The 23,373-nt window shown below is 40.1% G+C and carries 28 protein-coding genes and 2 tRNA genes; 23 read left to right on the plus strand and 7 right to left on the minus strand.

Annotated features, from left to right (window positions below):
• Positions 1–4 precede the first annotated feature (4 nt).
• The 3 genes from AAYQ19_RS17190 to AAYQ19_RS17200 all read right to left on the minus strand — a co-directional run bounded on the left by AAYQ19_RS17190 (position 5) and on the right by AAYQ19_RS17200 (position 2,031).
• Entirely contained in the window at positions 5–1,264 is a 1,260-nt protein-coding gene (locus AAYQ19_RS17190; protein ID WP_343537919.1) for a Y-family DNA polymerase, read from the minus strand.
• Position 1,265: 1 nt separating this feature from the next.
• Entirely contained in the window at positions 1,266–1,727 is a 462-nt protein-coding gene (locus tag AAYQ19_RS17195) for a LexA family protein (RefSeq protein WP_343537920.1), read from the minus strand.
• Between the two features lie 91 nt (positions 1,728–1,818).
• Entirely contained in the window at positions 1,819–2,031 is a 213-nt protein-coding gene (locus tag AAYQ19_RS17200; RefSeq protein ID WP_343537921.1) for a hypothetical protein, read from the minus strand.
• Between the two features lie 321 nt (positions 2,032–2,352).
• Between AAYQ19_RS17200 and AAYQ19_RS17205 the strand changes: the two genes are divergently transcribed.
• The 23 genes from AAYQ19_RS17205 (at position 2,353) to AAYQ19_RS17315 (ending at position 19,012) form a co-directional block, all read left to right on the plus strand.
• Positions 2,353–4,083 (plus strand): hypothetical protein, encoded by a 1,731-nt coding sequence (locus AAYQ19_RS17205; protein WP_343537922.1) that lies wholly within the window; start codon positions 2,353–2,355, stop codon positions 4,081–4,083.
• 51 nt (positions 4,084–4,134) lie between these two features.
• Positions 4,135–4,605 carry a hypothetical protein gene (locus AAYQ19_RS17210; RefSeq protein WP_343537923.1) on the plus strand — a complete coding sequence of 157 codons (471 nt, stop codon included), beginning with the start codon at positions 4,135–4,137 and terminating at the stop codon, positions 4,603–4,605.
• Positions 4,606–4,674: 69 nt separating this feature from the next.
• The gene (locus AAYQ19_RS17215; protein ID WP_343537925.1) at positions 4,675–5,262 is read left to right on the plus strand and encodes a hypothetical protein; all 588 of its coding nucleotides are present in this window, start codon (positions 4,675–4,677) and stop codon (positions 5,260–5,262) included.
• An 85-nt stretch (positions 5,263–5,347) separates the two neighbouring features.
• Complete coding sequence (locus tag AAYQ19_RS17220) at positions 5,348–5,704, plus strand: hypothetical protein (RefSeq protein WP_343537926.1); 357 nt, start codon at positions 5,348–5,350, stop codon at positions 5,702–5,704.
• An 11-nt stretch (positions 5,705–5,715) separates the two neighbouring features.
• Complete coding sequence (locus AAYQ19_RS17225) at positions 5,716–5,979, plus strand: hypothetical protein (protein ID WP_343537927.1); 264 nt, start codon at positions 5,716–5,718, stop codon at positions 5,977–5,979.
• 21 nt (positions 5,980–6,000) lie between these two features.
• A complete protein-coding gene (locus AAYQ19_RS17230) occupies positions 6,001–6,849 on the plus strand; it encodes a hypothetical protein (protein WP_343537928.1) in 849 nt (282 codons plus the stop codon).
• Complete coding sequence (locus tag AAYQ19_RS17235) at positions 6,836–7,027, plus strand: hypothetical protein (protein WP_343537929.1); 192 nt, start codon at positions 6,836–6,838, stop codon at positions 7,025–7,027. The genes AAYQ19_RS17230 and AAYQ19_RS17235 overlap by 14 nt, the downstream gene beginning before the upstream one ends.
• Positions 7,028–7,474 (plus strand): hypothetical protein, encoded by a 447-nt coding sequence (locus AAYQ19_RS17240; RefSeq protein WP_343537930.1) that lies wholly within the window; start codon positions 7,028–7,030, stop codon positions 7,472–7,474.
• A gap of 15 nt (positions 7,475–7,489) precedes the next feature.
• Complete coding sequence (locus AAYQ19_RS17245) at positions 7,490–7,912, plus strand: hypothetical protein (RefSeq protein WP_343537931.1); 423 nt, start codon at positions 7,490–7,492, stop codon at positions 7,910–7,912.
• Between the two features lie 2 nt (positions 7,913–7,914).
• Positions 7,915–8,160, plus strand: a complete 246-nt coding sequence (locus AAYQ19_RS17250) for a hypothetical protein (RefSeq protein WP_343537932.1) — start codon at positions 7,915–7,917, stop codon at positions 8,158–8,160.
• Positions 8,161–8,163: 3 nt separating this feature from the next.
• A complete protein-coding gene (locus tag AAYQ19_RS17255) occupies positions 8,164–8,532 on the plus strand; it encodes a carboxypeptidase-like regulatory domain-containing protein (RefSeq protein WP_343537934.1) in 369 nt (122 codons plus the stop codon).
• A gap of 86 nt (positions 8,533–8,618) precedes the next feature.
• Complete coding sequence (locus AAYQ19_RS17260) at positions 8,619–9,161, plus strand: hypothetical protein (RefSeq protein WP_343537935.1); 543 nt, start codon at positions 8,619–8,621, stop codon at positions 9,159–9,161.
• A gap of 57 nt (positions 9,162–9,218) precedes the next feature.
• Positions 9,219–9,719, plus strand: a complete 501-nt coding sequence (locus AAYQ19_RS17265; protein ID WP_343537936.1) for a hypothetical protein — start codon at positions 9,219–9,221, stop codon at positions 9,717–9,719.
• 19 nt (positions 9,720–9,738) lie between these two features.
• Positions 9,739–9,951, plus strand: a complete 213-nt coding sequence (locus tag AAYQ19_RS17270) for a hypothetical protein (protein ID WP_343537937.1) — start codon at positions 9,739–9,741, stop codon at positions 9,949–9,951.
• Between the two features lie 3 nt (positions 9,952–9,954).
• Positions 9,955–11,583: a polysaccharide deacetylase family protein gene (locus AAYQ19_RS17275; RefSeq protein ID WP_343537939.1), complete on the plus strand. Its 1,629-nt coding sequence runs from the start codon at positions 9,955–9,957 to the stop codon at positions 11,581–11,583.
• A 97-nt stretch (positions 11,584–11,680) separates the two neighbouring features.
• A complete protein-coding gene (locus AAYQ19_RS17280) occupies positions 11,681–12,022 on the plus strand; it encodes a hypothetical protein (RefSeq protein WP_343537940.1) in 342 nt (113 codons plus the stop codon).
• Between the two features lie 34 nt (positions 12,023–12,056).
• Positions 12,057–12,575 (plus strand): hypothetical protein, encoded by a 519-nt coding sequence (locus tag AAYQ19_RS17285; protein ID WP_343537941.1) that lies wholly within the window; start codon positions 12,057–12,059, stop codon positions 12,573–12,575.
• A 206-nt stretch (positions 12,576–12,781) separates the two neighbouring features.
• A complete protein-coding gene (locus tag AAYQ19_RS17290) occupies positions 12,782–13,315 on the plus strand; it encodes a hypothetical protein (RefSeq protein ID WP_343537943.1) in 534 nt (177 codons plus the stop codon).
• A 36-nt stretch (positions 13,316–13,351) separates the two neighbouring features.
• Positions 13,352–13,825, plus strand: a complete 474-nt coding sequence (locus tag AAYQ19_RS17295) for a hypothetical protein (RefSeq protein WP_343537945.1) — start codon at positions 13,352–13,354, stop codon at positions 13,823–13,825.
• Between the two features lie 25 nt (positions 13,826–13,850).
• Positions 13,851–16,475, plus strand: coding sequence for a zincin-like metallopeptidase domain-containing protein (locus tag AAYQ19_RS17300; protein ID WP_343537946.1), 2,625 nt, complete (start codon positions 13,851–13,853; stop codon positions 16,473–16,475).
• Between the two features lie 31 nt (positions 16,476–16,506).
• Positions 16,507–16,671, plus strand: a complete 165-nt coding sequence (locus tag AAYQ19_RS17305; protein ID WP_343537947.1) for a hypothetical protein — start codon at positions 16,507–16,509, stop codon at positions 16,669–16,671.
• 416 nt (positions 16,672–17,087) lie between these two features.
• Complete coding sequence (locus AAYQ19_RS17310) at positions 17,088–18,371, plus strand: AAA family ATPase (protein WP_343537948.1); 1,284 nt, start codon at positions 17,088–17,090, stop codon at positions 18,369–18,371.
• Positions 18,371–19,012, plus strand: coding sequence for an RloB family protein (locus AAYQ19_RS17315; protein ID WP_343537949.1), 642 nt, complete (start codon positions 18,371–18,373; stop codon positions 19,010–19,012). The genes AAYQ19_RS17310 and AAYQ19_RS17315 overlap by 1 nt, the downstream gene beginning before the upstream one ends.
• Positions 19,013–19,074: 62 nt before the next feature.
• Here AAYQ19_RS17315 and AAYQ19_RS17320 read toward each other — a convergent pair whose 3' ends face one another.
• The 4 genes from AAYQ19_RS17320 to mutS all read right to left on the minus strand — a co-directional run bounded on the left by AAYQ19_RS17320 (position 19,075) and on the right by mutS (position 23,357).
• Positions 19,075–20,364, minus strand: coding sequence for a tyrosine-type recombinase/integrase (locus AAYQ19_RS17320; RefSeq protein ID WP_343537950.1), 1,290 nt, complete (start codon positions 20,362–20,364; stop codon positions 19,075–19,077).
• Positions 20,365–20,418: 54 nt separating this feature from the next.
• Positions 20,419–20,504 (minus strand) — tRNA-Leu (locus AAYQ19_RS17325).
• A gap of 14 nt (positions 20,505–20,518) precedes the next feature.
• A tRNA-Gly gene (locus AAYQ19_RS17330) sits at positions 20,519–20,591 on the minus strand.
• 159 nt (positions 20,592–20,750) lie between these two features.
• The gene (mutS, locus tag AAYQ19_RS17335) at positions 20,751–23,357 is read right to left on the minus strand and encodes a DNA mismatch repair protein MutS (protein ID WP_343537951.1); all 2,607 of its coding nucleotides are present in this window, start codon (positions 23,355–23,357) and stop codon (positions 20,751–20,753) included.
• Between the last annotated feature and the right edge of the window lie 16 nt (positions 23,358–23,373).

A 23,373-nucleotide genomic window follows, 5' to 3' on the forward strand; every position in this document is an offset into this window, starting at 1 on the left:
GGTACTAGCTAGATTTTACATTTATTATATCATTTAAATTCGTTGAAAAGCAAGGCGACAAACTATCTTGACGCATTTTCCATTTTCGCTTTAAGTCTTGGCTACCAAATTTTACTTTATCACCAAGTTTCAAATTCATTTTATCAAGTACATTCATTAAAACTTTATGTTTTGGATTTTCATATTCAAACATCGAAAGCTGTTGTGTTTCATCCTGAGATATTCCCATTAAAATAACACCAGCTTTTTTATATTTGTAACCAGATTCAAATATCGAATTTAAGGCTATTTGAGCATATTTGTTAATCTCAAATGTCGATGAAGTTGGAAATGGCAATTTTACATTTTTGAAACCGTGATACTGGGGTAAATCTTTCCTAAATCTATTGGTATAAATAAACACATTAACCAGTTCACAATTACTGTTTTGTTTACGAAGTTTTTCACCCGCCAGTGTCGCAAAAGTTGAAATTCTTTCACGCAGATCATTTTTGTTTTCCATCATAACATCAAAACTTCGAGTTGTTGCAATATTTTGCTTTGGTTTGATATCTTCAAAATCTATTGTTGGTTCTCCCTGAAGATCTTTTTTTAATCTCAATCCAACAACTGTGAAATATTTACGCACATAAGCATCGTTAAGTTCTGTAAACTGGTAAGCATTATGAACACCTATTGACTTTAATCGTTTTGCGAATTGGCCGCCGATTCCCCAAACATCTTCTATCTTAGTCCATTTTAAAGCCTTGATTCTTTTTTCTTCAGAATCTATGATGTAGTAATTATTTGTTCGCTCCGGAAACTTTTTAGCAATCTTATTTGCAACCTTGGCCAATGCTTTTGTTGGTGCAAATCCAATGGATATTGGAATCCCAATTCCTTTTTTAACGGTATAATGCATTTCTAGGCCGATTTTATTAAAATCGAAATATTTGAATCCATCAAATTTCAAGAACGCCTCATCTATGCTGTAAATCTCAACATCTGGAGAAAACTGTTTTATAAGTGTCATAACTCGGTTTGACAAATCCCCATACAATACATAATTTGATGAACAGACTACGATATTGTGCTGCTTAACCAGATCATTGATCTGAAAGATTGGCACGCCCATTTTAACGCCAAGCGCTTTGCTCTCATTAGAGCGAGCTACAACACAACCGTCATTATTTGACAATACAACTATAGGCTTATTGCGAAGCTTTGGACGAAAAACACGCTCACAGCTTGCGTAAAAGTTATTGCAGTCGACCAGTGCGTACATCTTATCTTCTGTTACGGTGAAACTTCAATGTATTAATCACTATCCCCCAGATCTGGAATGATTCATTGTCAGTAATCTTGATAGGCTGGAATTTATCATTTTCAGGCAACAGCCAAACACAATCCTTTTCAACACGCAATCTTTTCAATGTAAATTCATCGTAAATGAGGCATACGGCAATATCCCCATTCTCTGGAATCAGGGAACGATCAACAGCAATTATGTCATTGTTTGATATTCCGGCTCCCTCCATTGACGAACCGCTGACGCGCGCACAAAAAATAGTTGACGGCGATGTGCCGAAAACCTCCTTGTCGAAACTGATTGTCAGTTCCTGAAAATCATCAGCAGGCGAAGGAAAACCTGCGGGTATGCCGTCATCAAAATACGCTACCTCTGCCATATCAGAAGGACAAAAGGCGTAAAACTGGAGAGTATTAGTAATCAAATGTCTTTCTTTCATCATCATTGCTTTTTAAAATGCAAAGTTAAGAACGGCAATGATAATTTTCAGTTCCATTTTGTAACAAAATAATGTCACTGTTTTTTGAAATTTACGATTCTATCAACTCATAATCAAAACGATGAAGTATTTCCTTCACTTCGGCTGGATAAACGGTCTTGATGTTCTGCGCTTCTTTTTTGGGAACTTTTCGCAACTCAACAATGACCTCGATAACGGTATTCTTAACGGTTTCACGACCGAAACCTTTTAACAAGTCCTGTAGTTCTGCTTTTCTTTTTGGTTGGAGTAGGCTTCTGGTCATAAATAAGAACGGTTGGTTTAATGGTGAATCAAAAATAAATAAAATCAGTTGATTTTTAATCTAAAAATCCGACAAAATCCAACAGAATCCAACAGAATGCAACAGAATCCGACAGAAAGCGACAGAAAGCGACAGAAAGCGACAGAATCCGATTTTGTAATCGAAAACCTGATGCATCTTTGGTCTTCAATTCATGGTAATTTTTTGATTAGTTAATTAGTTAACAGGCAGAAACGATTTTTATGGATCGTAGTAAATCAAAGATACGAAATCTCATATCAAAATCTTTCTGCCTCAAAAAATGCCTCAAAAAGCAACTATATGAATCCTATTGATGTCGCATGCTACAGGCCTTTAAAATCAGGCAAGGAATACGAGAAGCTTATACCGCCATACAAAGGAATCGATTTCAGTTTCGACAAGCAGGAAGACAACAGCAACACTTACGACACGCTCCGCTTTATGGCGCAGTGGTCAGAGAAGTACGCTGGACAAATGAGCAAGGCTGCACCGCTTCTAAAAGGCAGGACATTGAAGGAGACGGCAGGCAACGTTTACAAGTTTCTGTACAGCCATTTTCAGTATAAGATTGATGAAGGAATGCAGAACCTTTATTCTCCAAGCGCCGCATGGCATTACAGAGCAAAAGGCTTCGACTGCAAGACTTATTCAATACTAGCCAGCACAATTTTGCAGAACCTGCAAATACCGCATTCATTCAGGATGATACAGCAGGCGGGCATGAAAGCTGGCCAATGGTCGCACGTTTATGTAGTCATTCCAAACGGAAGCGCTCATTATATAGTTGATGCGACTACGCATGATAATAAAGAGGTAGCATTTACCCAAAAACACGACTATAACATGAAACACAGAGGTCTAGCATCCCCGTACGTTAAATTTAACGGTTTAGGCTGCGCCTGCCAAGGCAAGCCGATTGCACACACTGGTCTAGGTGCGCCAGCAGTTTTTTCCAAAACAATTGCAAACTTTCACAGGTTCTTAAATGATGCGGAAGAAATTGGAATCCCTAGAAATGTCACCAACAAAATGCTTGATTTGGTAAAATACAATGTGCAGAATGGAATCGACCCGAATATGGGGGAAATTCTAAGAAAGGCATTGAATGAACTTCCTGCAAGCCCCGCATTAAATGCGCCAATCACCCCTTACAGTACCGCAGCTTCACTTTCATTTTATGGCGACAGCAGATATGCTCCAAGCGGATTAGGCGCAGCGCTGATCAATACCGGAGTCACGACGACCAATACAGGGAGTTCAAGTTCTGGAGGCCTGAAAGTCGGTGGCGTGAACATTGGTTCGGCTGTTTCGGATGTTGCATCTGGAAACTATGTCGGGGCCGCTATCGGAGTATTGAAAAACGTATTGCCGATCGAAAAGACATTTGGGGCGGTTTTCGCAAACGGCTTCGACTTGTCATGCTGGGGCGCATCATACAGCGAGCAGAAAGCAAAAGTCCACGTTGAGGCGGATATGCCTTTCATCTTGGAATGGTCTGGAATCTACAAAGAGCCATCAACTGCAAATCTTGACCGCTTTATGTATTTGACTCAGGCATACATCAACGATTCAAAGAACGGCCAACAATCAAAATATGCAAGCTGTACACGCAAAGGCCACGCACTTCGAGAAAGAACAGTCGAGGAACTTAGAAAGAATGTATTTGAGGAATTCAAGTCCCAAAACTTCCAGCTGGTTCCCGCTGGAAAGAAAAAAGGCGCAAAGCTTCCAGTGACATTGCCGGGCTATGGTGCAGGCGCTGTTTTTGGCTGGGCAAACCCAGACGTTGAGTGGGATTCCTACAACGTAATTTCTCCTAAAGCAGAGCCGACTTCAGGCACTTCAAGCACAACAACTGACGCAAACGGCACTCAGACCACGACTACCAAAAATGCAGACGGAAGCACTACAATAACCAAGACTACAGCTGACGGCAAGACGACGACAGAGACAACTGCTGCTAAATCGGGAGCAGGAACTGCATTGACGATCGGCGCTGTTGCACTGGTCGCTGCGAAGTTTTTGCTGTGAAGAGCCATAAAATCAAATATTAAAAAGTAAAAACCATTAATCCAATTAAAAATGTTTACAAAACCAAATTCTAAAAACATCGCATCTGTAGCCGTAACTGGTGGTGCGTTCGTGATCGGTGCTAAACTTGGAGACGGTATTGCGGCAGTAGTACCAGATTCAATGGCTAGCTATAAAAGATACATTCTTGCTGCGGTTGGTCTTTTGGGCGCAGCATGTGTTGACGGCAAAACCACTATGGGGCAGGCTTCGCAAAGCGCATTGATCGGCCTAGGCGCAAAACAGCTTTACGACGAGCTTTCAGACGCATTGGCAGATGCAGTTCCCGTGAAGGAAGCTTCGACTACTACAAACAAATTCGTAAATGCAATTGTTTCAACTCAAAGACCTGCTTTAGTTCCTACCGGTGCAGCAGAAACTGGTGTCGCGGCTCCATGGCTGGGCAGTCCGTCAGACTTATGGGATAGAGATTCTTTCCAAGAAGAGCAACCGGCAAAACTGGCACAATTTACAGGTGTGTAACAACCTAATTAATCTATAAAATTATCACAATAACTAAATTAAGTAAAACCTTTAATTCATATAAAAATCATGTATAATTCAACATTTTTTCACACAGTATTAGCTTTCCTGCAATTAGTAGCGGCTAATTTATCAGCACAGTTGCAAGGCGATTTGGCAGCCGGAAAAGCTTCTTTGGAAGACCAGACATTAGAACTTAAAAAACAGATTACAGGAGGAGGCACAATCGACCTTATCGATGCGACAACAAACCGTATTGACGGTATCTGTTCATTCGACAAAAATATCTTGCAGACAGGAAGGGCATTTGTATTTGATCAAGTATCTATTGGTTATGCAAAAGACAACGCTGTCGGAAAAGAAGGAAGCTTGAAGTACAATGTTGCGGCGCCTGCACCATTATTGAACGCTTTGTTCATTATCACGCAAAACGGAAAAGAAGTATTGAGAAAGCCGGTTTCTGATCTGCACAATTTGGCAGCTGGAAACAGCACAAATGATCAATATACGCAATTGAAATCGTTGCGCTTGTTATTGGATGACAAAACAATCCAAATCCAGTTAAAATTCCCGCCTAACGTTGCAATGGATGACACGACAGACAAACACTATGTGTACATCAGATTAAACGGATTGCAGACTACCATCAAATCGTAACAGCACCCTTTTACACCATTAAACCAAATAGTATAACCAAAAAAGCCTTGTCTTAATTAGGCAGGGCTTTTTAATTTTTATCGTAATGGAAAACACAAAAAAATACGAATACATCACTACTACTCTGACTTTGGAGGCAGGAGAGACACAGGATTCAGAAAATGTTCAGATTCCCGATGGAAATATAGTAGCAATGTCGGCTATTATTTCAGGAAATCCGGAGGCAAGGATTTTCAACCTTTCTGTGCTTCAGAACAACGCTGAAGTAGTCAGAGCAGCGGATGTCCGTTTCAGCGAAAGAACAAGCGGAGGAACATACAAAGACAGCATGCGTCCTCTTAACTTGTCAGGAGGCAGAACCTACGAGGCTCGAGTTGTTGCTACAACTGATTCGCCTACTGAAAAAGTTGTCATTCAGGTAATGTTCATGATTGAAAACTAATATTGGTCGCTATGTCAAAATTGCTTCATTGCGGCAGTCTTAGAAATGTCTTGATAAAGGACAATCATTCTGCATATTCATTAAACGGAATGCTCAACCCTACTTTCCAGAATCAAGGCACTGCAGCAGTTACAATCGATGGAAGGATTCTATTACCGGATGAAACTTATACTGTTTTTGCGCCTCTTGTATTGCAAGGCAATGTACCGATCGTTTTTGAAGAAGACAAAAGCAAAAAACGCATGCTATACATAGGCTTTGTATCTGTCATTTAAAACTCAAATCACGCAATACTTATGAGTAATATTTCAAATATTATACAATATCTTAAAGGAAATGAATCTCGATTTATAACTATTACCAATCAGGATAATGGCCGTGCTGTTGGTAAGAACAATATTTATTTGTCGGATATCCCGAACGAGAATCTAGAGCATTTTATCAAGTTCAATTTGGGGCAGATTTCAGAACCTACCTTGGTGTGGATTGAAATGCGCGTCAAGCAGGGCGTAACTTCCAAAAAAGAGGGTTCATGCAAAATCGAAGTCATGCCTGAGAATTATGCCACTCCTCTTCCCGCAATTCAGGAACAGCCTATTACGCCTTCAGTGCAACAGCCTTCTTTTTTGGCATCTCCAATGGCTAATAATGTCTTTGGCCTTGGTTTTCCTGAAATCTTGGGAATGCAGGTCAAAGCAAACCAGCTGGAGGACAAAAAAGAGCAATTGGCAGAATTGAAGGAAGAATACAAAGATTTGAAGCAAAAGTACAATCTTCTTGAAATCGACAACCGAAAACTAAGCGCTGATCTTGCAATTGCGGAATCGAAAAAAGAAATGGCGGTCATGATGGTCAAAGCTGAAAACAGATCATTCGCGGACAGCCCAGTCTTTCAATCGATCATAGACAAAGCACCAGAGGTATTGGCCGGTATAGCCGCGATGAAAGGCGGAGTTCCTGCGGGAGTTCCTGCCGGATTATCTGCACCAAGCGTCTCAGATACGCATGACCAGTTTATTGAATATATAAATGATCACCTATCAGAGAGCCAAGTAAACTATTTAGGCCGCATCTGTACGCTTATGACTAATGAACCTTTTCGAATAGAATTACAAACCCTTGTAGAACGCTATGCCACAAATTAACGTAACTGTCAAAGCAGGTTCCGAAATGGAGCTTCTGACAAGAAAAAATGCCCTTGAAAAAGTAAACCAGCTATCAACCGACCAGCTGAAGCGTATTTTAAAGCTTGTCGAATCAGAAAAAGCAATAAGCTATTTATCAAGCGACATAAAATTCGCAATGCTGAAACAATTTTTATAGATGAAAAAAAGAAAATCAAAATTAGGAAATCCGGTTATAGCTGAAAAAGCCATTGAAAAAACGACGGAGGTTATTCCTTTTTTGATCAAGACAATTGTGGTGCTGGGATTAGGCTATTTTGTCTACTACAAGTACACCAATCGTTTTATAAAAAGAAAGGAAAACAGTTCTTATCCCACAGCAAATGTCAGCCTTGCACAGGCTAAAGCAAGAGCAGATGCAATCTACAGTTCGATTGGATGGGTCTCTAATGATTTTGAAAATGTAGCCAGCCAGCTTACAGGACTAAACTATAACGGATTTGTTCGAGTCTACAATGCATTCGGACACCGCAGAGGAACTTTATTGGCAGGAGAACTCACTTTGGAGGAATGGATTTACAACCAGTTCACAAAAGACCAGATCCAGCAATTGTCCTTTCTGCTTGGAGGTGCATTTTTCCAATAAAAAAACAAAATAAAAATGACTGACACTGATAAAAAAAACGCAAAAATATTAGCTGGAGTTGTTGCAGGTGGCCTGCTTCTATATTTCATATTCAGAAATAAGGATGAGAAGTTCGACCCGACAGGCAACCCAGACTATATACCGCCTCAGCCTATATTCAGCGCTAAAAATATCGCCCAGACCCTCTATGAAGCCATGAAGGACAGCGGTACAGAGGAAGATGCAATTTTTGAAGCGCTTAAGACAGTTACTCAGGCTCAATTTACGCAAGTAGTCGAAGCTTTTGGAAAGAAGCCGTACAACACCACAACTGGAAACCAATACAATTTCAATCCTTTTTCTGATCTACCGAAACTGGATTTGAAGACTTGGCTGAAAGAAGAATTATCCGTGAAAGATTATGCAGTCTTGAAAATGAAATATCCTTATGCCTTATAACTATGGAAAATAAAGAATGTAATAGTTTTTACGATACCGATACAACCAGCACAAACAATACTACGACGGTCTTGCCGACTAATCAGGCTGGAAAAAAAACTGAAGAAACACAGACAGCAATACCAACTGTTTCAAAAAAACGATCAACACTGTGGATTTGGGCCGCCAGTTATTTCGCAGCCGTAATTTTTTCACCCGAAGAAAATCCAAATTATCGCGATATAAGCAATACGAACGTAACACCTTAGATTATGAATTTAACTGCCATAGTACTAGATAGCGAAACAAAAAATCCTATTGCAAATGCAAACGTATGGGTTAATGAAGTGTCAAAAGGTAAAACCGATGCTAACGGGAAATTTACACTTTTAAACATCAAAAACGACGACCTAGTTAATGTTACTTATTTGGGTTATGGTGATGCTTTTTATTTAGCATCGACTTTTCCGAAAACTGTTTACATGGACAAAAGCGGATATGCTTTAAATGATGTTGTTATAAAGAATGTATTTAAAAGAACAAATTGGTTTTTATGGCTTGCTTTAGGTGCAGGAGCGACTGCAATCTATGCGTACAAGAAAGCCAACGACAGCAAAAAGGCCGTAAAAGCAAAAATTTAAACTCAATTATTTCATTGCGTGGAATTGTCCTTGCCGTTCATCGCCATTAGGAACGGCAAAAGGCAATTTTAATAAAACCAAAACTTATGTTACTATATCAGAACCAAGTATCAATAGACTTTGCTAACAAGGTCGTCCAAGTCGCCAAAAACCTTTCAGTAAATCCCAACTGGCTTATGGCCGTGATCAACTTCGAGACAGCGGGAACGTTCTCACCCAGCATCACAAACTCATTGGGCTATACCGGACTTATCCAATTCGGGGCCGCAGCTGCAAAGGAAATGGGAACTACCACGGATGCGCTTCGCGCCATGACAGCAATAAGACAACTGGATTATGTTGAGAAGTACTACAAGATTTGGTACAAGCGTCTTGGCATCACAAAGCCCGACAGCTTTGTAGATATGTATCTGATTACCTTCTTTCCTGCTGCAGTAAACAAGCCATTGGACTATGTGATCAAATCTGCAACGATTTCAGCAGAAAGGCTCGCAAAGGCCAATCCCGTTTTCGACTTGGACAAAAACAAGCAGATCACAGTTGCCGAAATACAGAAAGTGATGGTAAAGCGAATCCCCAGCGAATTTGCTGAAATGTTTCTTAAAAAAAAAACATCCTTATCGGTCTGATGATGCTCACAGCAATCGGCTTCGGAATCAAGTATTACATAAAAAAACACAAGCAAAATGTCTGAAATAATTGCAGTCGGAATCCATAAGAAACCCAAAAACGGATCAGGCGGAATCGGCCTGCCATTGAAAACGGAAAACTTCGAATTTACAGGCTCAAAGATTTTCACGCTTTCTGAACCGGCAGAAAATGTCGTATTGGTTACAGTCGACAACATACCGCTGAACGGAACTGCTGGAGCGCCGCTCCAATACCGCATGAACTCCCCTACCGAACTGGAGATATTGGACGAAATGATTTTGGGAGAGGATTACTGGATTTCGATAACATTCAATTTCAGTGGAGCTGCAAATCCTGAGAATCCTGAAAGCATTTTTGTTCCTTCTGGAAAAAGACTGGTGTTCAAGCATCCCACAAACGACAATCCTGCAATGAAAAATACGCAGGAGATCAACGATCTTATTTTCGGCTTCATTGGCGAGAATTTCATTTCAGGATACTACATGGGCGGGGATTTCGACCAGCCGGAAAGCTATGACCAGATTACAGGCTCTTAATCATTAACCATAAATCCACATGAAAAAAAAGGAAATCATTAAAAAACTCACACAGAGAATCGACGCACTTGAAAAAATAGTCAAGAAAAATTCCATTACTCTGACAAGTCCAGACGATGAAAACAAAACCGTTTTTATCGGTATAGAAAACGGCAACTACAAGCACGAAATACAAACCAGATCTGTTACAGAAAAAACAGATATCGAAAATATAACCAATCAACCAGTTTAGATCATGAAAAGAAAAATCATTCTATTTCTATTTGTTATCATATCATTTTCCGGAATTGCGCAAGTCCAGATTCCACAAGAATACTCAATAAAAAAACCTTTACAGCTGCAGACTGTTGATCACGGTTCAAAATCAGACAGTGTTTTGGTGAGAGGCGCTGATAAGATTGTAAAATTCATACCAAGAAGTGAGTTTTCAACTGGCGCTGATTCAGGAAAAGAGAATATTTCCAATAAAACAAACATCATAAGCGGACAAGAAGCATCAACAACCTTGTATCCAAGCGTAAAAGGCGTTGCAGACTGGTTGACAACTGCTAAAATCAAGTCTATCTTAGGCATTTCAACTTTGTCAGGTTCTAACACTGGCGATCAGGACTTGAGCGCCTATGCTCCAAAGGCATCACCAGCCTTTACAGGTGTTCCTTCAGCGCCTACTGCTCCAGCTGGTGCAACAGGCAATCAAATTGCTACTCTGGACTTTGTTTTGGCAAATTCAGGCTCTGTAACGTCGACACCGCACGCTGCAGTATGCTTCACTTTCGATGATTCCTTTGCCAGCCAAATTCCTTTAGCTAGTGCATTTGAAGCGAGAAGCGTAAGATTTTCTCAAGCAGTAACCATCAATTACTTGGGAACTGCTGGCAAAATGACTTTAGCACAAGTATTAAATCTGCAAAGCAGAGGATTCGAGGTGTTGAATCACGGGCAGGCGCACCTTGATATGCGAGATTCCGGTACTGCCACATTTGCCGACGCGTACAACGAGATAAACGGCGGACATTCCAATTTTGTTGGATTAGGTCTGATTCCTAAAGGATTTGTCGCCCCCAATTCTGCAATAAAACGTGAATTCATGCCAATTATCAATAATTTGTATAACAATGCCTATACAATTTATCAGGGCACGTATGCCGGTGCTGCGAATCCAGATATTCAAGTCATGAATTCGCCAATTTATGCAACCTTGATGAATAGGGCAAGCCTGTATCAACACACTGTAGCAGAATGCAAGGCAATGATAGATCGAGCAGTCGCAACAAATGGAGTCGTAACATTTTATGACCACGACCCCGGAGGAGCTTATTATCCAACATCTGCAAGTTTAGCCGATATTATGGAGGTCGTTGATTATGCAATAAGTGCAGTCGGCGCTTCAAATGTAATCAAGGCCAGTGAAATTCCCGCTAGATTCAATGCCGTAAAGACTGGAGGAACACTATTTACTGAAATTCTTAGCAGCCTGACTCTTTCAAACAATACATTCACAACAGCACAGATAGCAAGTGGCGTCGAATCAAAAGACGTTAAGGCAGAAGCAGACGGAACTTTCACAATTAAGGAATCAGGCATCTATAATGTTGAAATAGGCATTATGCTTACCGGTGCTACTGCTACTAGGGTAGTCACAGGATTAGAAATAGACGGAACCGGCATTTACAGAAATAGGCACAACGGATTTGGCTCTATCGGCGGCACCAGTGCACAATCTTACAGCGGTTTCGGCTATTCTTCCCTGACCTTGGTCAAAGGGCAGAAAATCAAAGTAAAAATATTTCAGGATTCTGGAAGCAGCAAAACAATTTTGGGTGGCGAGGCTTACAATTTCATAAAAATAATTCGAATTAATTAGAAATCTTTTCGCGAGATATGACGCTTTAAAATGCATTTGCGGCAGCAAATTTTCACACCTTCGATTCCTTTACAGCAACTAGTATAAAATTAATATTATGCAAAAATTTATTCGCTTGTTATTAGGCACTTACGATATACCGACCTATTCGGCCGCTTTTCTTTTCTCAATGATCGGAGTTCTGATCATTCTGCTTTTGAAAAGCAGAAAGAGAAACAAGACAAGCTTGGCGACTCCTTTCAGATTCAGCCTTAGATTCCTGTTCTTGGATAATCTCAGAGAAATCATGCTTGGATTCCTGCTTATAGTGATTGCGCTTCGCTTCTCAGTAGAATATGCCGGCGTAGAACTTACGATGTGGTATGCGCTTGGCGTAGGCTTGGCGCTCCAAAAGATCGCAGGAAGCATTTCAAAATTGGAAGAATCAGCCAGAAAATAACCTGGCTGGTTCTGATTCAAAAATACATACAAGCATGACCAAACTCATTAAAAATTCAAAAGGAAGCCAAGGCCTTAAATACGAACCGCAGAACTATGAGACTGCGGGCGACAATTTGGCTGCGCATATAAAAGGCATCGACGATGCGCTCGGCAATCATGGAGGCGGAACTCCTGCCGATATAGAATCAGGCACTTATGAGCCGGTTCTAGGATATGGCGCAAATACATCCGCTACAGCAGGCGGAACAACAAACCACGGTTTTTACGCTAGGGTCGGCAAAATCGTTCAGGGAATGGTGAACGTCAGGATGATTGTTGCAAACACCAATACAGATTCCTACTTCGATGTACCTCTGCCTTTGACTCCGAGCAAGAACAGAGGAATGATGATAGGAACTCATGCAGTGTTTACATCGGGTGCAAAAGGCGGTGTAGTGGATTTTTCAGCATCAGCATCGAATTTCATCACAATGCGTGCAGTCATGACAACAGGAGGCTCCAACCAATTGCTGGTCTGTGATCTCTCTTTTTGCTATGAATTGGGCGATTAACCATTAAACAAGACTAAAATGAAAACATTTTTTTTAGATATAATTGACCTGAAACTAACCTCTTTATACGCATTTATGCTCGTACTGCTGAACCAAGAAAATGTAAAGTTAATATATTCAATAATCAGTGCGATCATATTCATCGGCTACAATCTGCACCGCTGGTATATCATGCATGTCGAATTCAAAAAAAGAAACAAAAAAAGATGAAACAATATCTAGCACTAAATATTCTGGCCTTGCTTCTGCTGGTTGCAGTTGCAGGATGCGGAACGTCCAAGCCTTTAAAGGAAACAATCGAAAAAAATACTGCCAACTACGACAGCATTTCAAATGCCGAAACGACCACAAGAAACTTGGAGATAATCGACAGCCTGAAGATCAGTCTTGGAAAAGTGAAGACAGAAAAAAAGGAATGCGACAGCGTATGCCAGTCTGCAATAGAGAGGCTTCTTTCTCAGCTGAACACCAGCAAGAAATCAGGCACTAATTCCTATGATCTGAAATACGACCAAAAGGACAACAGCGTGAATTTCAATGCCAAGATAGGCGCGACGGAAAGCAGCTCAAAAAAGGAGTACAAATACATCGGGCTTATAAAAACATTGTATTCCCATACCGACGTTCCGGTCGAGAAGCCTATTCCGCGCTGGAAACAGATCCTGCTGTATATAGGCTTGATTACAATTGGGTATTTTATCATAAAAATCATTATCTTTATAAGGTCAAAAGCTGTTTGACGACACCATTAAACCAACCACATAACCATTTAACCGATGGAGGGAAAAACCATTCTTGCAGTACTGGCCGGAGGCGCAGTACTTACCACTCTGTTCGCTTTCAAGAAAAAGAACGACTTTACAAAAGTCATCGAGCAGATGACAATCGACGTGCGCAATATCAGGAATCTTCGCCTGCAAGGCTCGCAGCTCCTAGCTGATATCGACCTTGGAATCCACAACCCGACAAAGTACGACATGACGGTCTATACTGCCGGACTTATCACGCTCAAAAAGATCATTCTGTTCTACAAAAAAGTGCAGATCGGCTCTGCTGATTCAGTGAAAGGCGAAGACACATTCGAGCTTCCGGCATACAGCCATTATCTTGTCACCAACATCACGCTTACAATAAAGTACCTGAATGTTGCCGACCAGTTCATCAACCACGGACTTGACGGAAACATGAACAATTATACGGCGCAGATTTATGTAAATGCGCTGGGCAAGAACTGGGTAATCGAACAATAACAATACACCATTAAACCACTCCGAAATGTCATCTACCAAAATCTTCAACGGCCTTGGCGGGACAGTTGCCACGCGCGAAAGCCTGATCGAACTGCAATTGCAGGCAAAAGCCGAAAGCAACACCGAGGTTTACAGGCGCGTAACAAAACTTTTGAACACATATCCCGATGCTTCCAGTTTTGAACTGGAGGTCGAATCCATTGTCGTTGAGAAAAAAGTCAGCCTTACGCTCAAAGTCCAAAAAAAAGGTGAAGAGCTTCATTATATGCATAATTCTGTGAAAGTCGCCAGCATCAACAAAGTCGGCACAATCACTTGGCACAAAAAAGGAATCGAGCCTAAACACCGCAGAAAGATCAGAAAAGATGCGCAGGTCATCGGGCTGAATGCACCGCAGGAAGAGGATTGCGATGCTGAAATGCTTCACGGGCTGGAACAGGAAACGGCAGACCACGAAGAAACTCACGGCCTTGGAAAACCAGTTACGCCGGATGCGATCTATGACATGATCACAAAACGCATGCTTGATCTTATCAAGTCGGCAAACAAAGGAGATTATAAAAGGGCTTGGAACGACGAGGGCTACCTGATACCCTATAATTTCGAATCAAAAAAGCCGTACAAAGGCGTAAACAGCCTAATGCTTACCCCTATTTTCGGCACACTTGACAACCCCTATTATCTGACTTTCAACCAGATCAAGGAAAACGGCGGAACTCTGAAAAAAGGAAGCAAAGCAAGCCAGGTTGTCTACTACTCCAAAACCGAAAGGGATTATACTGACAATGAAATCGAAAAAATAAACAAAGCGGCCGCAAAGGAAGCTCTCAAAAAAGGCGACAAGAAGGAATTCTATTTCTTGAAGTACTATAATGTATTCAGCGGTTCGGACGTGGAAGGAATCGACTTTGATCTTGCTAATTTCGATATGGCAGGAAAAGTCGAAAGCGATATTACAGGCGGAAAAAATGAAAAGATCGATCTTGCCGAGAAGATTGTAAAAAATTATCCAAACCCGCCGGCAATCGAGTTCAAAGGAAACAAGGCCTTCTTTTCTCCCAGCAAGGATTTAGTATGCCTGCCGCCGATTGAAAAATTCAAAAGCTCGCAGGATTTCTACAGGACATTCTTTCATGAACTCAGCCACAGCACCGGACATGAAAGCCGTCTGAAGCGTGATTTTTCAGGAAGCTTCGGAAGCAAGGAATATGCCTATGAGGAACTTATAGCGGAATTCGGAGCCGTGTTCCTGTCTGCACAATCGGGTATCATGTTCTACACCAACAAGAACCATGCAGGCTATCTGAAGGGATGGAACGAGGTGCTTGTGCCTCAGATGAAGAAAGACAACCGTTTTCTGCTTCGAGCCGGTTCGGCGGCCCAAAAAGCATCCGACTATATTTTGGATGGAATTTCATATGCAAATGAGAAGCCTGAAGCAAAAAAAAGAGCCCAAAAAACGCGAGCAGATCTGCCCGCAAAAAAAGAGGCAAAAAAAACAGCTCCAAAACCAGTTGCAAGGAAAGCAGACAAACAGGCTGAAATTATCGGCTATGCAATTATAGACAATATCGACGGCTCGATCGTGGCAAGCAAAAAAACGCTTCCTGAACTTGAAAAGGTCTACCAGAGGCTCGATGTGTTCATCGAAGACATGCCTGTACTCGTGCATGAAATAATCCGCAGTGGAGATAAGAACGAATTAGGCAAAAAAGTGCCTGTTAAATGGGAAAAAATAAAAGTGGATGCAAACGGCCAAGTGGCATTGTTTGGAAGCCTGAACGCTCCAAATGAAACGGAATCGAGCCAAAATATTACGCCGACTGCCTCTTATGTACCGCAGGAACAGAAAATCATTACGCATGAGCAAGTTTTTGAAACGGTCGAGCCTATTTCTGAGATCATTCCTGAACCGGCAAAAGCGATCGTACAAACAACTGCACCGGCCAATATAAATTCATTGGCTTACCGCAGGCAGAACCGCACTGATTCACAGCGCGAATACTACAAGATCGACAATCCTGATCTTGCTGAATTTTTAGGAAAAATCGAGATCAAGAAAAAGGAAAGCGTCGCGGTAACTATTGCTGGAGGTCAAGGCTCGGGAAAGACCAGCTTTGTCTTTCAGGTAATGGATGCCTTTGCGTCCAATTACCGTGTCGGCCATGCATCAATCGAAGAGCATCCGGAAAGCGCACTTTATGAAAACAAGGCTGAAAGATTCTGGAGCGAACACGCAAAGAACGTGATCGATTCCCCTGAGATAAATTCGATGCAGGACATTCACGAACTTATAATGAGAAATGATGTAATCGTAATCGACAGTTTCAGCAAGCTTATTTCAATGGACAGGCGCATAACACTTGATGACACATTCAGAAAGAAGTATGACGGAAAACTGTTCATTATCATCTACCAGCTGACAACAGACGGCTCTATGCGTGGTGGTTCGGCTTCGCAGTTTGACGGCGACGTCATCCTGTTCGTTGAGAAGTTTCCAAATTTCAACGACAATTATGTTTATGCCGATAAAAACAGATACCAGGAACAGTCGCTTGATGGGCTTCACTATAACATTGCAACCGGTAGGCTTATTCAGGAAGAGGAAGAAAAGACAGCCTACGAGTTTACAGAAATAGAAAGAATTTAATAATTAATATCACCATTAAACCAAAACCATTATGGCAACAAGAGCAACTAAAAAAGATGCATTAAAAGCATCGGGAACTTTAAAAAAAGGCTTCAAATATGTAAAAGGAGGAGGCATTGTAAAAACTGCACCAGCTAAAAAGCCTATCAAAAAGAAAACCGCAACTAAAAGAAAAAGCGTTGCAAAGAGAAAATAAAAAAAACGTCCAATCGTGGACGTTTTTTTTTGACTATTTAAATTCATGATAAGTAATTTGTTTTCTGTTCTGTTTTGCATGATTGGGCTACAACTCTTGAATTAAAAAATACAATAAGGCTCACAATCAATTAATTAGCAATTCATTATAAATATCAAATGTTGAATTTTAATAAGTGACCGTAGCAAGTAATTTTACGTGATTTTACACCCCGAACATGTTTGTAAAGCAACTTGACAACCCTTATTCTAATTAAGAAAACTGAATTAATTTTGATGTAATCCCTTAGTTATTCTAGACCTATTTAATGAAACAACTGAAAATTTAACTCTTCATTTACGTTTTAATTAACATCAATTACCTATATTTACCCTATAATTGTAAAAAAAATTCAAAAAACCCTCAAATTACCGATAATGATACTAGAATTTAAAGTTAGAAATTTTCGCTCCATATCAGACTGGGAAAGCTTTTCAATGCTTGCTGAAGGCAAAGTTGGCGAGCATCCTGAAAATTTAGCTGATTTTCCAGATTTGAACGTATTACGAACAGCTATGATCTATGGAAGAAATGCTTCAGGAAAGAGCAATCTCTTGAGGGCATTTGCTGCATTCGAATATCTTGTCGTCAGTTCAGATCGTTTTAAGGCAGACCAAATTATCCCTCCGTACGAACCTTTTTTATTAAACAAGAATGGTATAAACGAACCTATAGAATTTTCCCTAGAATTCATGGGTAGTGATTCTATTCGATATATTTATTCAATAGGCTTCACTGATAAAGAAATCACATATGAGAATTTAATATACTATCCAAAAAAACAAAGCGCATTGTTGTTCGATCGTAGACACGGCAAAAAAATAAAGTATTCTGATCAACTTTTGGGTCGAAAAAAAGATATAGAAAACCTACTTTATCCAAATCAGCTTTTTTTGTCGAAAGTTGGTACTGAAAAGATTGACAAGCTAAAAGAGGTATATAAATTTTTTACAGAAAAAATTTATATATCAAATATCCACGATACTGATTATGAAGATGCTTTAGTTCAAGTATTCTCTAATAAATTAGGTGAAAATAGCAATCCATTCTTTACACAAAATATCAATACTTTGATGCGTGTTGCAGATACTGGAATTGAAGAACTAACTATCAAAGAGGAAGACGCAAGCACATTCAATTTCCCGAAGGACATGAGCGACGAGAAAAAAAAGGAGATAATTGAACGATTCAAATATAAAATCAGGACTGTACATAAAAGATTTGATGGTGATACCGAAATGGAGCCGGTCGAAATGAGGCTGACCGACGAATCGACAGGTACTAAAAAGTTATTAGCAATTGGAGGCCTGATCATCGAAGCTTTGGAAATTGGTCAAGTATTGATCATTGACGAAATTGACAAAAGCTTGCATCCGAAATTAACTAGAGCGCTTATAAAATTATTCCATTGCAAAAAAAACAACCCGAAAAATGCCCAGCTTATTTTCGCTACACATGATGTATCACTTTTAGATAATGAAATCTTCAGGAGAGACCAAATATGGTTTGCCGAAAAAGAATACGAAGGAAATAGTCATTATTACTCTTTATCCGACGTTCCCGGAGTGCGAGCAAATGTTCCTTTCGAGAAGTATTACATGAGCGGCAGATTTGGAGCAACGCCAGTTATAAATACTAACGAATTAAGTTTCCAATATTAATGGCGGGGCGTTCAAAAAGAGAACCACGCAAATCGGTGGTTCTCGGTAAAAGAGGCTTAATTCTATGTGAAGGAGAAACAGAAGAAAATTATTTTAGAGGATTAATTACACAGGACAAATACCGCCGTCAGTTTTCATCAATTAGTGTAGAAATATTCAAACCTAAGGATCATTCTCCAGTTGGATTAGTCAACAAAGCAAAGGAATTAATCAAAAAAGCTAAACGACAGGATAAAAACCCTTATGCGTTTGTTTGGGTCGTTTTTGACAAAGACGGCCATGCAGGAATTGCGAAAGCTTTCGAAATTGCAAGAGTAGCAGAAATTAATATTGCCTTTACAACTCCGTGTTTCGAATATTATGTTTTATTGCATTTCGATCGAACAATGAAACCATACACTAAATGCGACGATGTTATATCTGAAATCAAAAAGAACCATATTCCTGATTACGAGAAAGCAACAAACATTTTCAAAATACTTGCTCCACACAAGGACACTGGTCTTGCAAATAGCGAATGGGTATGTGAACGATGTGAAGACGACATCGAAATAGGCACAAAAATCTACAATCTTTCTTCTTATTCAAATATACATGAACTTGTAAATTACCTTTACGAACTTATAACAAAAAAAGAATAATATAAATACAATCATTAAAAGCCTCTTACAAAAAGAGGCTTTTTGCATCAAGCAAGTACTTATTAAAATTCTAATGTATAATCCTCTCCATAATCCTTAGGAAGCATAGCCCCGATATCACGAAGATAATTGCGGAGTGCCGCTTCGGTCGAATGGCCGGTAATCGGCATAAGCTTCAAAATTGCCTCACGTTCGGTCAATCCCTGCTTTATGAAGGAATGAAACAGATCCAGTGCCGCAGTATGCCTGAAACTGTAGATTCCGTATTCAGCGCCGAAGTTGAAATACGTCTTTACTTTTGCAAATCTATTTCCGAAATGATCGACTTTGCTTTTCTCGGTTGCAGACCATATTTCAAACTTTCCGGTGTTGGTAAAAAGGTGCGCCTTTTTTGGCAGGTTGTCGATCTGGATTTCGTCGATGTAGTTCAGAATCGGCGCAACCAGCTTCTTGATCTGCTTCCTTTTGGTTTTCGTCTCGACAGCCAGGTACTTTTCCCTAGAATTGAAATCCCCGACCGTCAGCCTGATGATCTCGCGCGGACGCAGGAACGTAAAGATTACAAACTGGATGAAGTGGTATAGCTGTTTGTCGTTCTCCAAAAGATAATCCCTGATAGCCTTTACCTGATAACCTGTAAAAGGCGTGTTCTTGATCGGGTCGTCCTTAGCGGTCGAAATATCCGAAACGATGTTCTTTGCGATTATCTTGTCCGAAACAAGCTTTCCTACCAATCCAGACAGGCATCTTTTGTAGTTGTCCTGAGAAGTTCCTCCGACGCCACGGCCTCCCCTTTTGATTGGCTTAATAAGCCAGTTTATGAATGCTATGATATGGACGTCCTTCAGCTCCTTTATGTCCTTGTGCGCCATGCCGTTCTTGGCGGCCCATTCAAGGAATACATTCAGGCGTGTCCTATAGTCGTTTGCAGTGGCGGACTTCCAAGAGCCAAGCTTGTTGTCGTAGGCGTACTCGAAAGCGGTGCGTACGCTGTAGAACTGCTCCTCGAAAGGCTTCGCCGGCTCGATGGTGTTTTCTATATAAGGATTGAAGCCCTGATTCAGAAGCACGGTGTAGGCATCGACCCATACCCTGCCGATCTCCTTTCTTTCCTCGACTGTCTTGTAGGTGTTTATCTTGCAGTAGTCCTTCTGCTTCTCCATCTTCCCGTTGTCCGGATTGCGGAAATAGTAGTAAACGTACCAGCGGTGTTTTGGCAGGACAGACGGTTTTCCGTCAACTTTCGGGATGTATAATTTAACTTCGGAGTAGTCTCGCATACCAACGTTCAATCTGATTACAACAGGCTCGTTTGCAGGCTCGCTTTTGATGATGATTTCAAATTTCTTCATAATTCAAATCGAGCCAAAAACAAAAAAACCCCTTAAAATAAGGGGTTTTCTCTGTACTCAGAGCGGGACTTGAACCCGCACGAACATTGCTGTTCACTGGATTTTAAGTCCAGCGTGTCTACCAATTTCACCATCCGAGCATTATATGGTTTTGAGCGAAAAACGGGGCTCGAACCCGCGACCTCGACCTTGGCAAGGTCGCGCTCTACCAACTGAGCTATTTTCGCATTTCAATTCTTTGTAAGAACCGCAATACTTGATTTGTTTCGTATTGCGAGTGCAAATTTAGGACATTTATTCAATTACACAAGCGTTTTTTGAAAAAAAAGTTTACTTATTTTATAACCTTCTGATAACCTAAACTTTAAAATTGAAAAAATTTGATTTTATTTTTTGACCAACATTCTTTTGATCTCATTCAGCTTCATTAGGGCTTCAACTGGTGTTATTGCATTAATATCAAGACCTAAAATCTCCTCTTTTATTTCTTCTAACAAAGGATCATCTAAATTAAAGAAACTCATCTGCATTTCATCATTAGCCGATTTTACACCGCTTAAAGCTTCACTTGAATGATTCTTTTCTAATTTCTTCAAAAGCTTTTGTGCTTTCGAAATCACCAATTGCGGCATTCCAGCCATTTTCGCCACATGAATTCCAAAACTATGCGCACTTCCTCCTTTTACCAGTTTACGAACAAAAAGAACCGTATCTTTCAATTCTTTCACCGCTACATTAAAATTCTGAATTCTCGGAAGCGATTCCGTCATTTCATTTAGTTCATGGTAATGCGTAGCAAATAATGTTTTGGCTCTTGAAGGATGTTCGTGCAAAAACTCCGCAATTGCCCAAGCAATCGAAATCCCGTCATACGTACTTGTTCCTCTTCCAATTTCGTCCAAAAGCACCAAACTTCTGTCTGAAATATTATTCAAAATAGAGGCCGTTTCATTCATTTCCACCATAAAAGTAGACTCTCCCATTGAAATATTATCAGAAGCTCCTACCCTGGTAAAAATCTTGTCTACAATCCCCATTCTAACGCTTTCGGCCGGAACAAAACTTCCCATTTGAGCTAATAACACAATCAAAGCAGTCTGCCTCAAAATTGCCGACTTACCCGACATATTTGGCCCTGTAATCATGATAATTTGCTGTGTTTCTCTATCCAAATAAACATCATTAGAAATATACGGAGTTCCAACTGGCAATTGTTTTTCAATTACCGGATGCCTTCCTTCTTTGATTTCCAATTCAAATGTATCATCAATCTCCGGACATACATATTTATTTTCGATCGCCAATTGCGTGAATGAACACAGACAGTCTAATTGCGCAATTAAATTCGCGTTCATTTGAACCGGCTTAATATATGTCGCAATCCAAGCTACTAATTGCTCAAAAAGATCGGCCTCAATTTTATAGATTCTTTCTTCTGCACCTAAAATCTTGGTTTCGTATTCTTTTAATTCTTCTGTAATATAACGCTCCGCATTGACCAAAGTTTGCTTTCTGATCCATTCTGCAGGAACTTTGTCTTTGTGTGTATTTCGAACTTCAATATAATATCCAAAAACATTATTGAAAGATATTTTCAAAGAAGAAATTCCGGTACGCTCTGATTCACGTCTTTCAATTCCTTCTAAATATTCTTTTCCAGAAGTTGAAATTGCGCGCAATTCATCTAATTCCTCATTGATACCGCTCGCAATTGCATTTCCTTTCGCAATCGCAACTGGCGCATCTTGATTTAAGGTCACTTTTATTTTCTCGCGAAGCAAATCGCAAGCATGCAAACTATCCCCAATAACTTTTACAGCTTCCTGCGGACTTTCGAGCGCTAATGTTTTTATCGGAATAATAGCATCTAAAGACTCCTTCAGATACACAATTTCCCGTGGCGAAACTTTTCCTGCTGCAATTTTAGAAATCAGACGCTCCAAATCTGAAATTTGCTTTATCTGGTATTGAATATTATTGAGAATTTCAGCATTTGACTTTAAGTACGCCACAACTTCATGTCGGCTTTTTACTTTATTGGCATCCTTTAAAGGCAAAGCAAGCCAACGCTTCAACAAACGACCTCCCATGGGAGAAAGCGTTTTGTCAATAACATCCAAAAGCGTAACCGCATTTGGATTATAGCTGTGATACAACTCTAAATTTCGAATCGTAAAACGGTCCATCCAAACATATGCATCTTCAGCAATTCGCTGAATTGCGGTAATATGCTGCACACGATTGTGCTGTGTTTCCGATAAATAATAAAGAATTGCTCCAGAGGCGATAATTCCTTCTTTCAATTCTTCGACACCAAAACCTTTTAATGAATTGGTCTGGAAATGCTTTGTCAATGTTTCTAAAGCGTAATCTTCTTTATAGATCCAATCTTCTAAATAAAAACTATGAAAATCTTCTCCAAAAGCATCTTTAAAATCTCCTTTATTTGCTTTTGGAACCAAAACTTCACTCGGATTGAAATTCTGCAAAAGCTTATCAATATATTCTACATTTCCTTGAGCCGTCAAAAACTCACCGGTTGAAACATCTAAAAAAGAAATTCCGATATTTTTATTGGCAAAATAAACCGATGCCAAGAAATTATTTGATTTAGATTGTAAAACCTCATCATTTAAAGAAACTCCCGGAGTAACCAATTCGGTAACACCACGTTTCACGATCGTTTTAGTCATTTTTGGATCTTCAAGCTGATCACAAATCGCTACACGAAGTCCTGCTTTAACCAATTTTGGCAAATAGGTGTTGATCGAATGATGCGGGAAACCAGCCAGAGCCGTTTCTGTATCAGAACCAGCACCTCTTTTGGTCAACGTAATTCCAAGAATTTTAGAAGATCTAATCGCATCTTCTCCAAAAGTCTCATAAAAATCCCCCACTCTGAAAAGCAGACATGCATCAGGATATTTTCTCTTGATTTCGTTGTACTGTTTCATTAAAGGTGTTTCCTTCACCACTTTTTCTTTAGCTGCCAAATCGATATGTTTTAAA

It is taken from the genome of Flavobacterium mesophilum (assembly GCF_039581405.1).
Classification (GTDB): domain Bacteria; phylum Bacteroidota; class Bacteroidia; order Flavobacteriales; family Flavobacteriaceae; genus Flavobacterium.

Bases quoted from the DNA above. Each gene is read 5' to 3' on its own strand.
- AAYQ19_RS17190 (WP_343537919.1), bottom strand. From the start codon at position 1,264: ATGTACGCACTGGTCGACTGCAATAACTTTTACGCAAGCTGTGAGCGT.
- AAYQ19_RS17195 (WP_343537920.1), bottom strand. From the start codon at position 1,727: ATGAAAGAAAGACATTTGATTACTAATACTCTCCAGTTTTACGCCTTT.
- AAYQ19_RS17200 (WP_343537921.1), bottom strand. From the start codon at position 2,031: ATGACCAGAAGCCTACTCCAACCAAAAAGAAAAGCAGAACTACAGGAC.
- AAYQ19_RS17205 (WP_343537922.1), top strand. From the start codon at position 2,353: ATGAATCCTATTGATGTCGCATGCTACAGGCCTTTAAAATCAGGCAAG.
- AAYQ19_RS17210 (WP_343537923.1), top strand. From the start codon at position 4,135: ATGTTTACAAAACCAAATTCTAAAAACATCGCATCTGTAGCCGTAACT.
- AAYQ19_RS17215 (WP_343537925.1), top strand. From the start codon at position 4,675: ATGTATAATTCAACATTTTTTCACACAGTATTAGCTTTCCTGCAATTA.
- AAYQ19_RS17220 (WP_343537926.1), top strand. From the start codon at position 5,348: ATGGAAAACACAAAAAAATACGAATACATCACTACTACTCTGACTTTG.
- AAYQ19_RS17225 (WP_343537927.1), top strand. From the start codon at position 5,716: ATGTCAAAATTGCTTCATTGCGGCAGTCTTAGAAATGTCTTGATAAAG.
- AAYQ19_RS17230 (WP_343537928.1), top strand. From the start codon at position 6,001: ATGAGTAATATTTCAAATATTATACAATATCTTAAAGGAAATGAATCT.
- AAYQ19_RS17235 (WP_343537929.1), top strand. From the start codon at position 6,836: ATGCCACAAATTAACGTAACTGTCAAAGCAGGTTCCGAAATGGAGCTT.
- AAYQ19_RS17240 (WP_343537930.1), top strand. From the start codon at position 7,028: ATGAAAAAAAGAAAATCAAAATTAGGAAATCCGGTTATAGCTGAAAAA.
- AAYQ19_RS17245 (WP_343537931.1), top strand. From the start codon at position 7,490: ATGACTGACACTGATAAAAAAAACGCAAAAATATTAGCTGGAGTTGTT.
- AAYQ19_RS17250 (WP_343537932.1), top strand. From the start codon at position 7,915: ATGGAAAATAAAGAATGTAATAGTTTTTACGATACCGATACAACCAGC.
- AAYQ19_RS17255 (WP_343537934.1), top strand. From the start codon at position 8,164: ATGAATTTAACTGCCATAGTACTAGATAGCGAAACAAAAAATCCTATT.
- AAYQ19_RS17260 (WP_343537935.1), top strand. From the start codon at position 8,619: ATGTTACTATATCAGAACCAAGTATCAATAGACTTTGCTAACAAGGTC.
- AAYQ19_RS17265 (WP_343537936.1), top strand. From the start codon at position 9,219: ATGTCTGAAATAATTGCAGTCGGAATCCATAAGAAACCCAAAAACGGA.
- AAYQ19_RS17270 (WP_343537937.1), top strand. From the start codon at position 9,739: ATGAAAAAAAAGGAAATCATTAAAAAACTCACACAGAGAATCGACGCA.
- AAYQ19_RS17275 (WP_343537939.1), top strand. From the start codon at position 9,955: ATGAAAAGAAAAATCATTCTATTTCTATTTGTTATCATATCATTTTCC.
- AAYQ19_RS17280 (WP_343537940.1), top strand. From the start codon at position 11,681: ATGCAAAAATTTATTCGCTTGTTATTAGGCACTTACGATATACCGACC.
- AAYQ19_RS17285 (WP_343537941.1), top strand. From the start codon at position 12,057: ATGACCAAACTCATTAAAAATTCAAAAGGAAGCCAAGGCCTTAAATAC.
- AAYQ19_RS17290 (WP_343537943.1), top strand. From the start codon at position 12,782: ATGAAACAATATCTAGCACTAAATATTCTGGCCTTGCTTCTGCTGGTT.
- AAYQ19_RS17295 (WP_343537945.1), top strand. From the start codon at position 13,352: ATGGAGGGAAAAACCATTCTTGCAGTACTGGCCGGAGGCGCAGTACTT.
- AAYQ19_RS17300 (WP_343537946.1), top strand. From the start codon at position 13,851: ATGTCATCTACCAAAATCTTCAACGGCCTTGGCGGGACAGTTGCCACG.
- AAYQ19_RS17305 (WP_343537947.1), top strand. From the start codon at position 16,507: ATGGCAACAAGAGCAACTAAAAAAGATGCATTAAAAGCATCGGGAACT.
- AAYQ19_RS17310 (WP_343537948.1), top strand. From the start codon at position 17,088: ATGATACTAGAATTTAAAGTTAGAAATTTTCGCTCCATATCAGACTGG.
- AAYQ19_RS17315 (WP_343537949.1), top strand. From the start codon at position 18,371: ATGGCGGGGCGTTCAAAAAGAGAACCACGCAAATCGGTGGTTCTCGGT.
- AAYQ19_RS17320 (WP_343537950.1), bottom strand. From the start codon at position 20,364: ATGAAGAAATTTGAAATCATCATCAAAAGCGAGCCTGCAAACGAGCCT.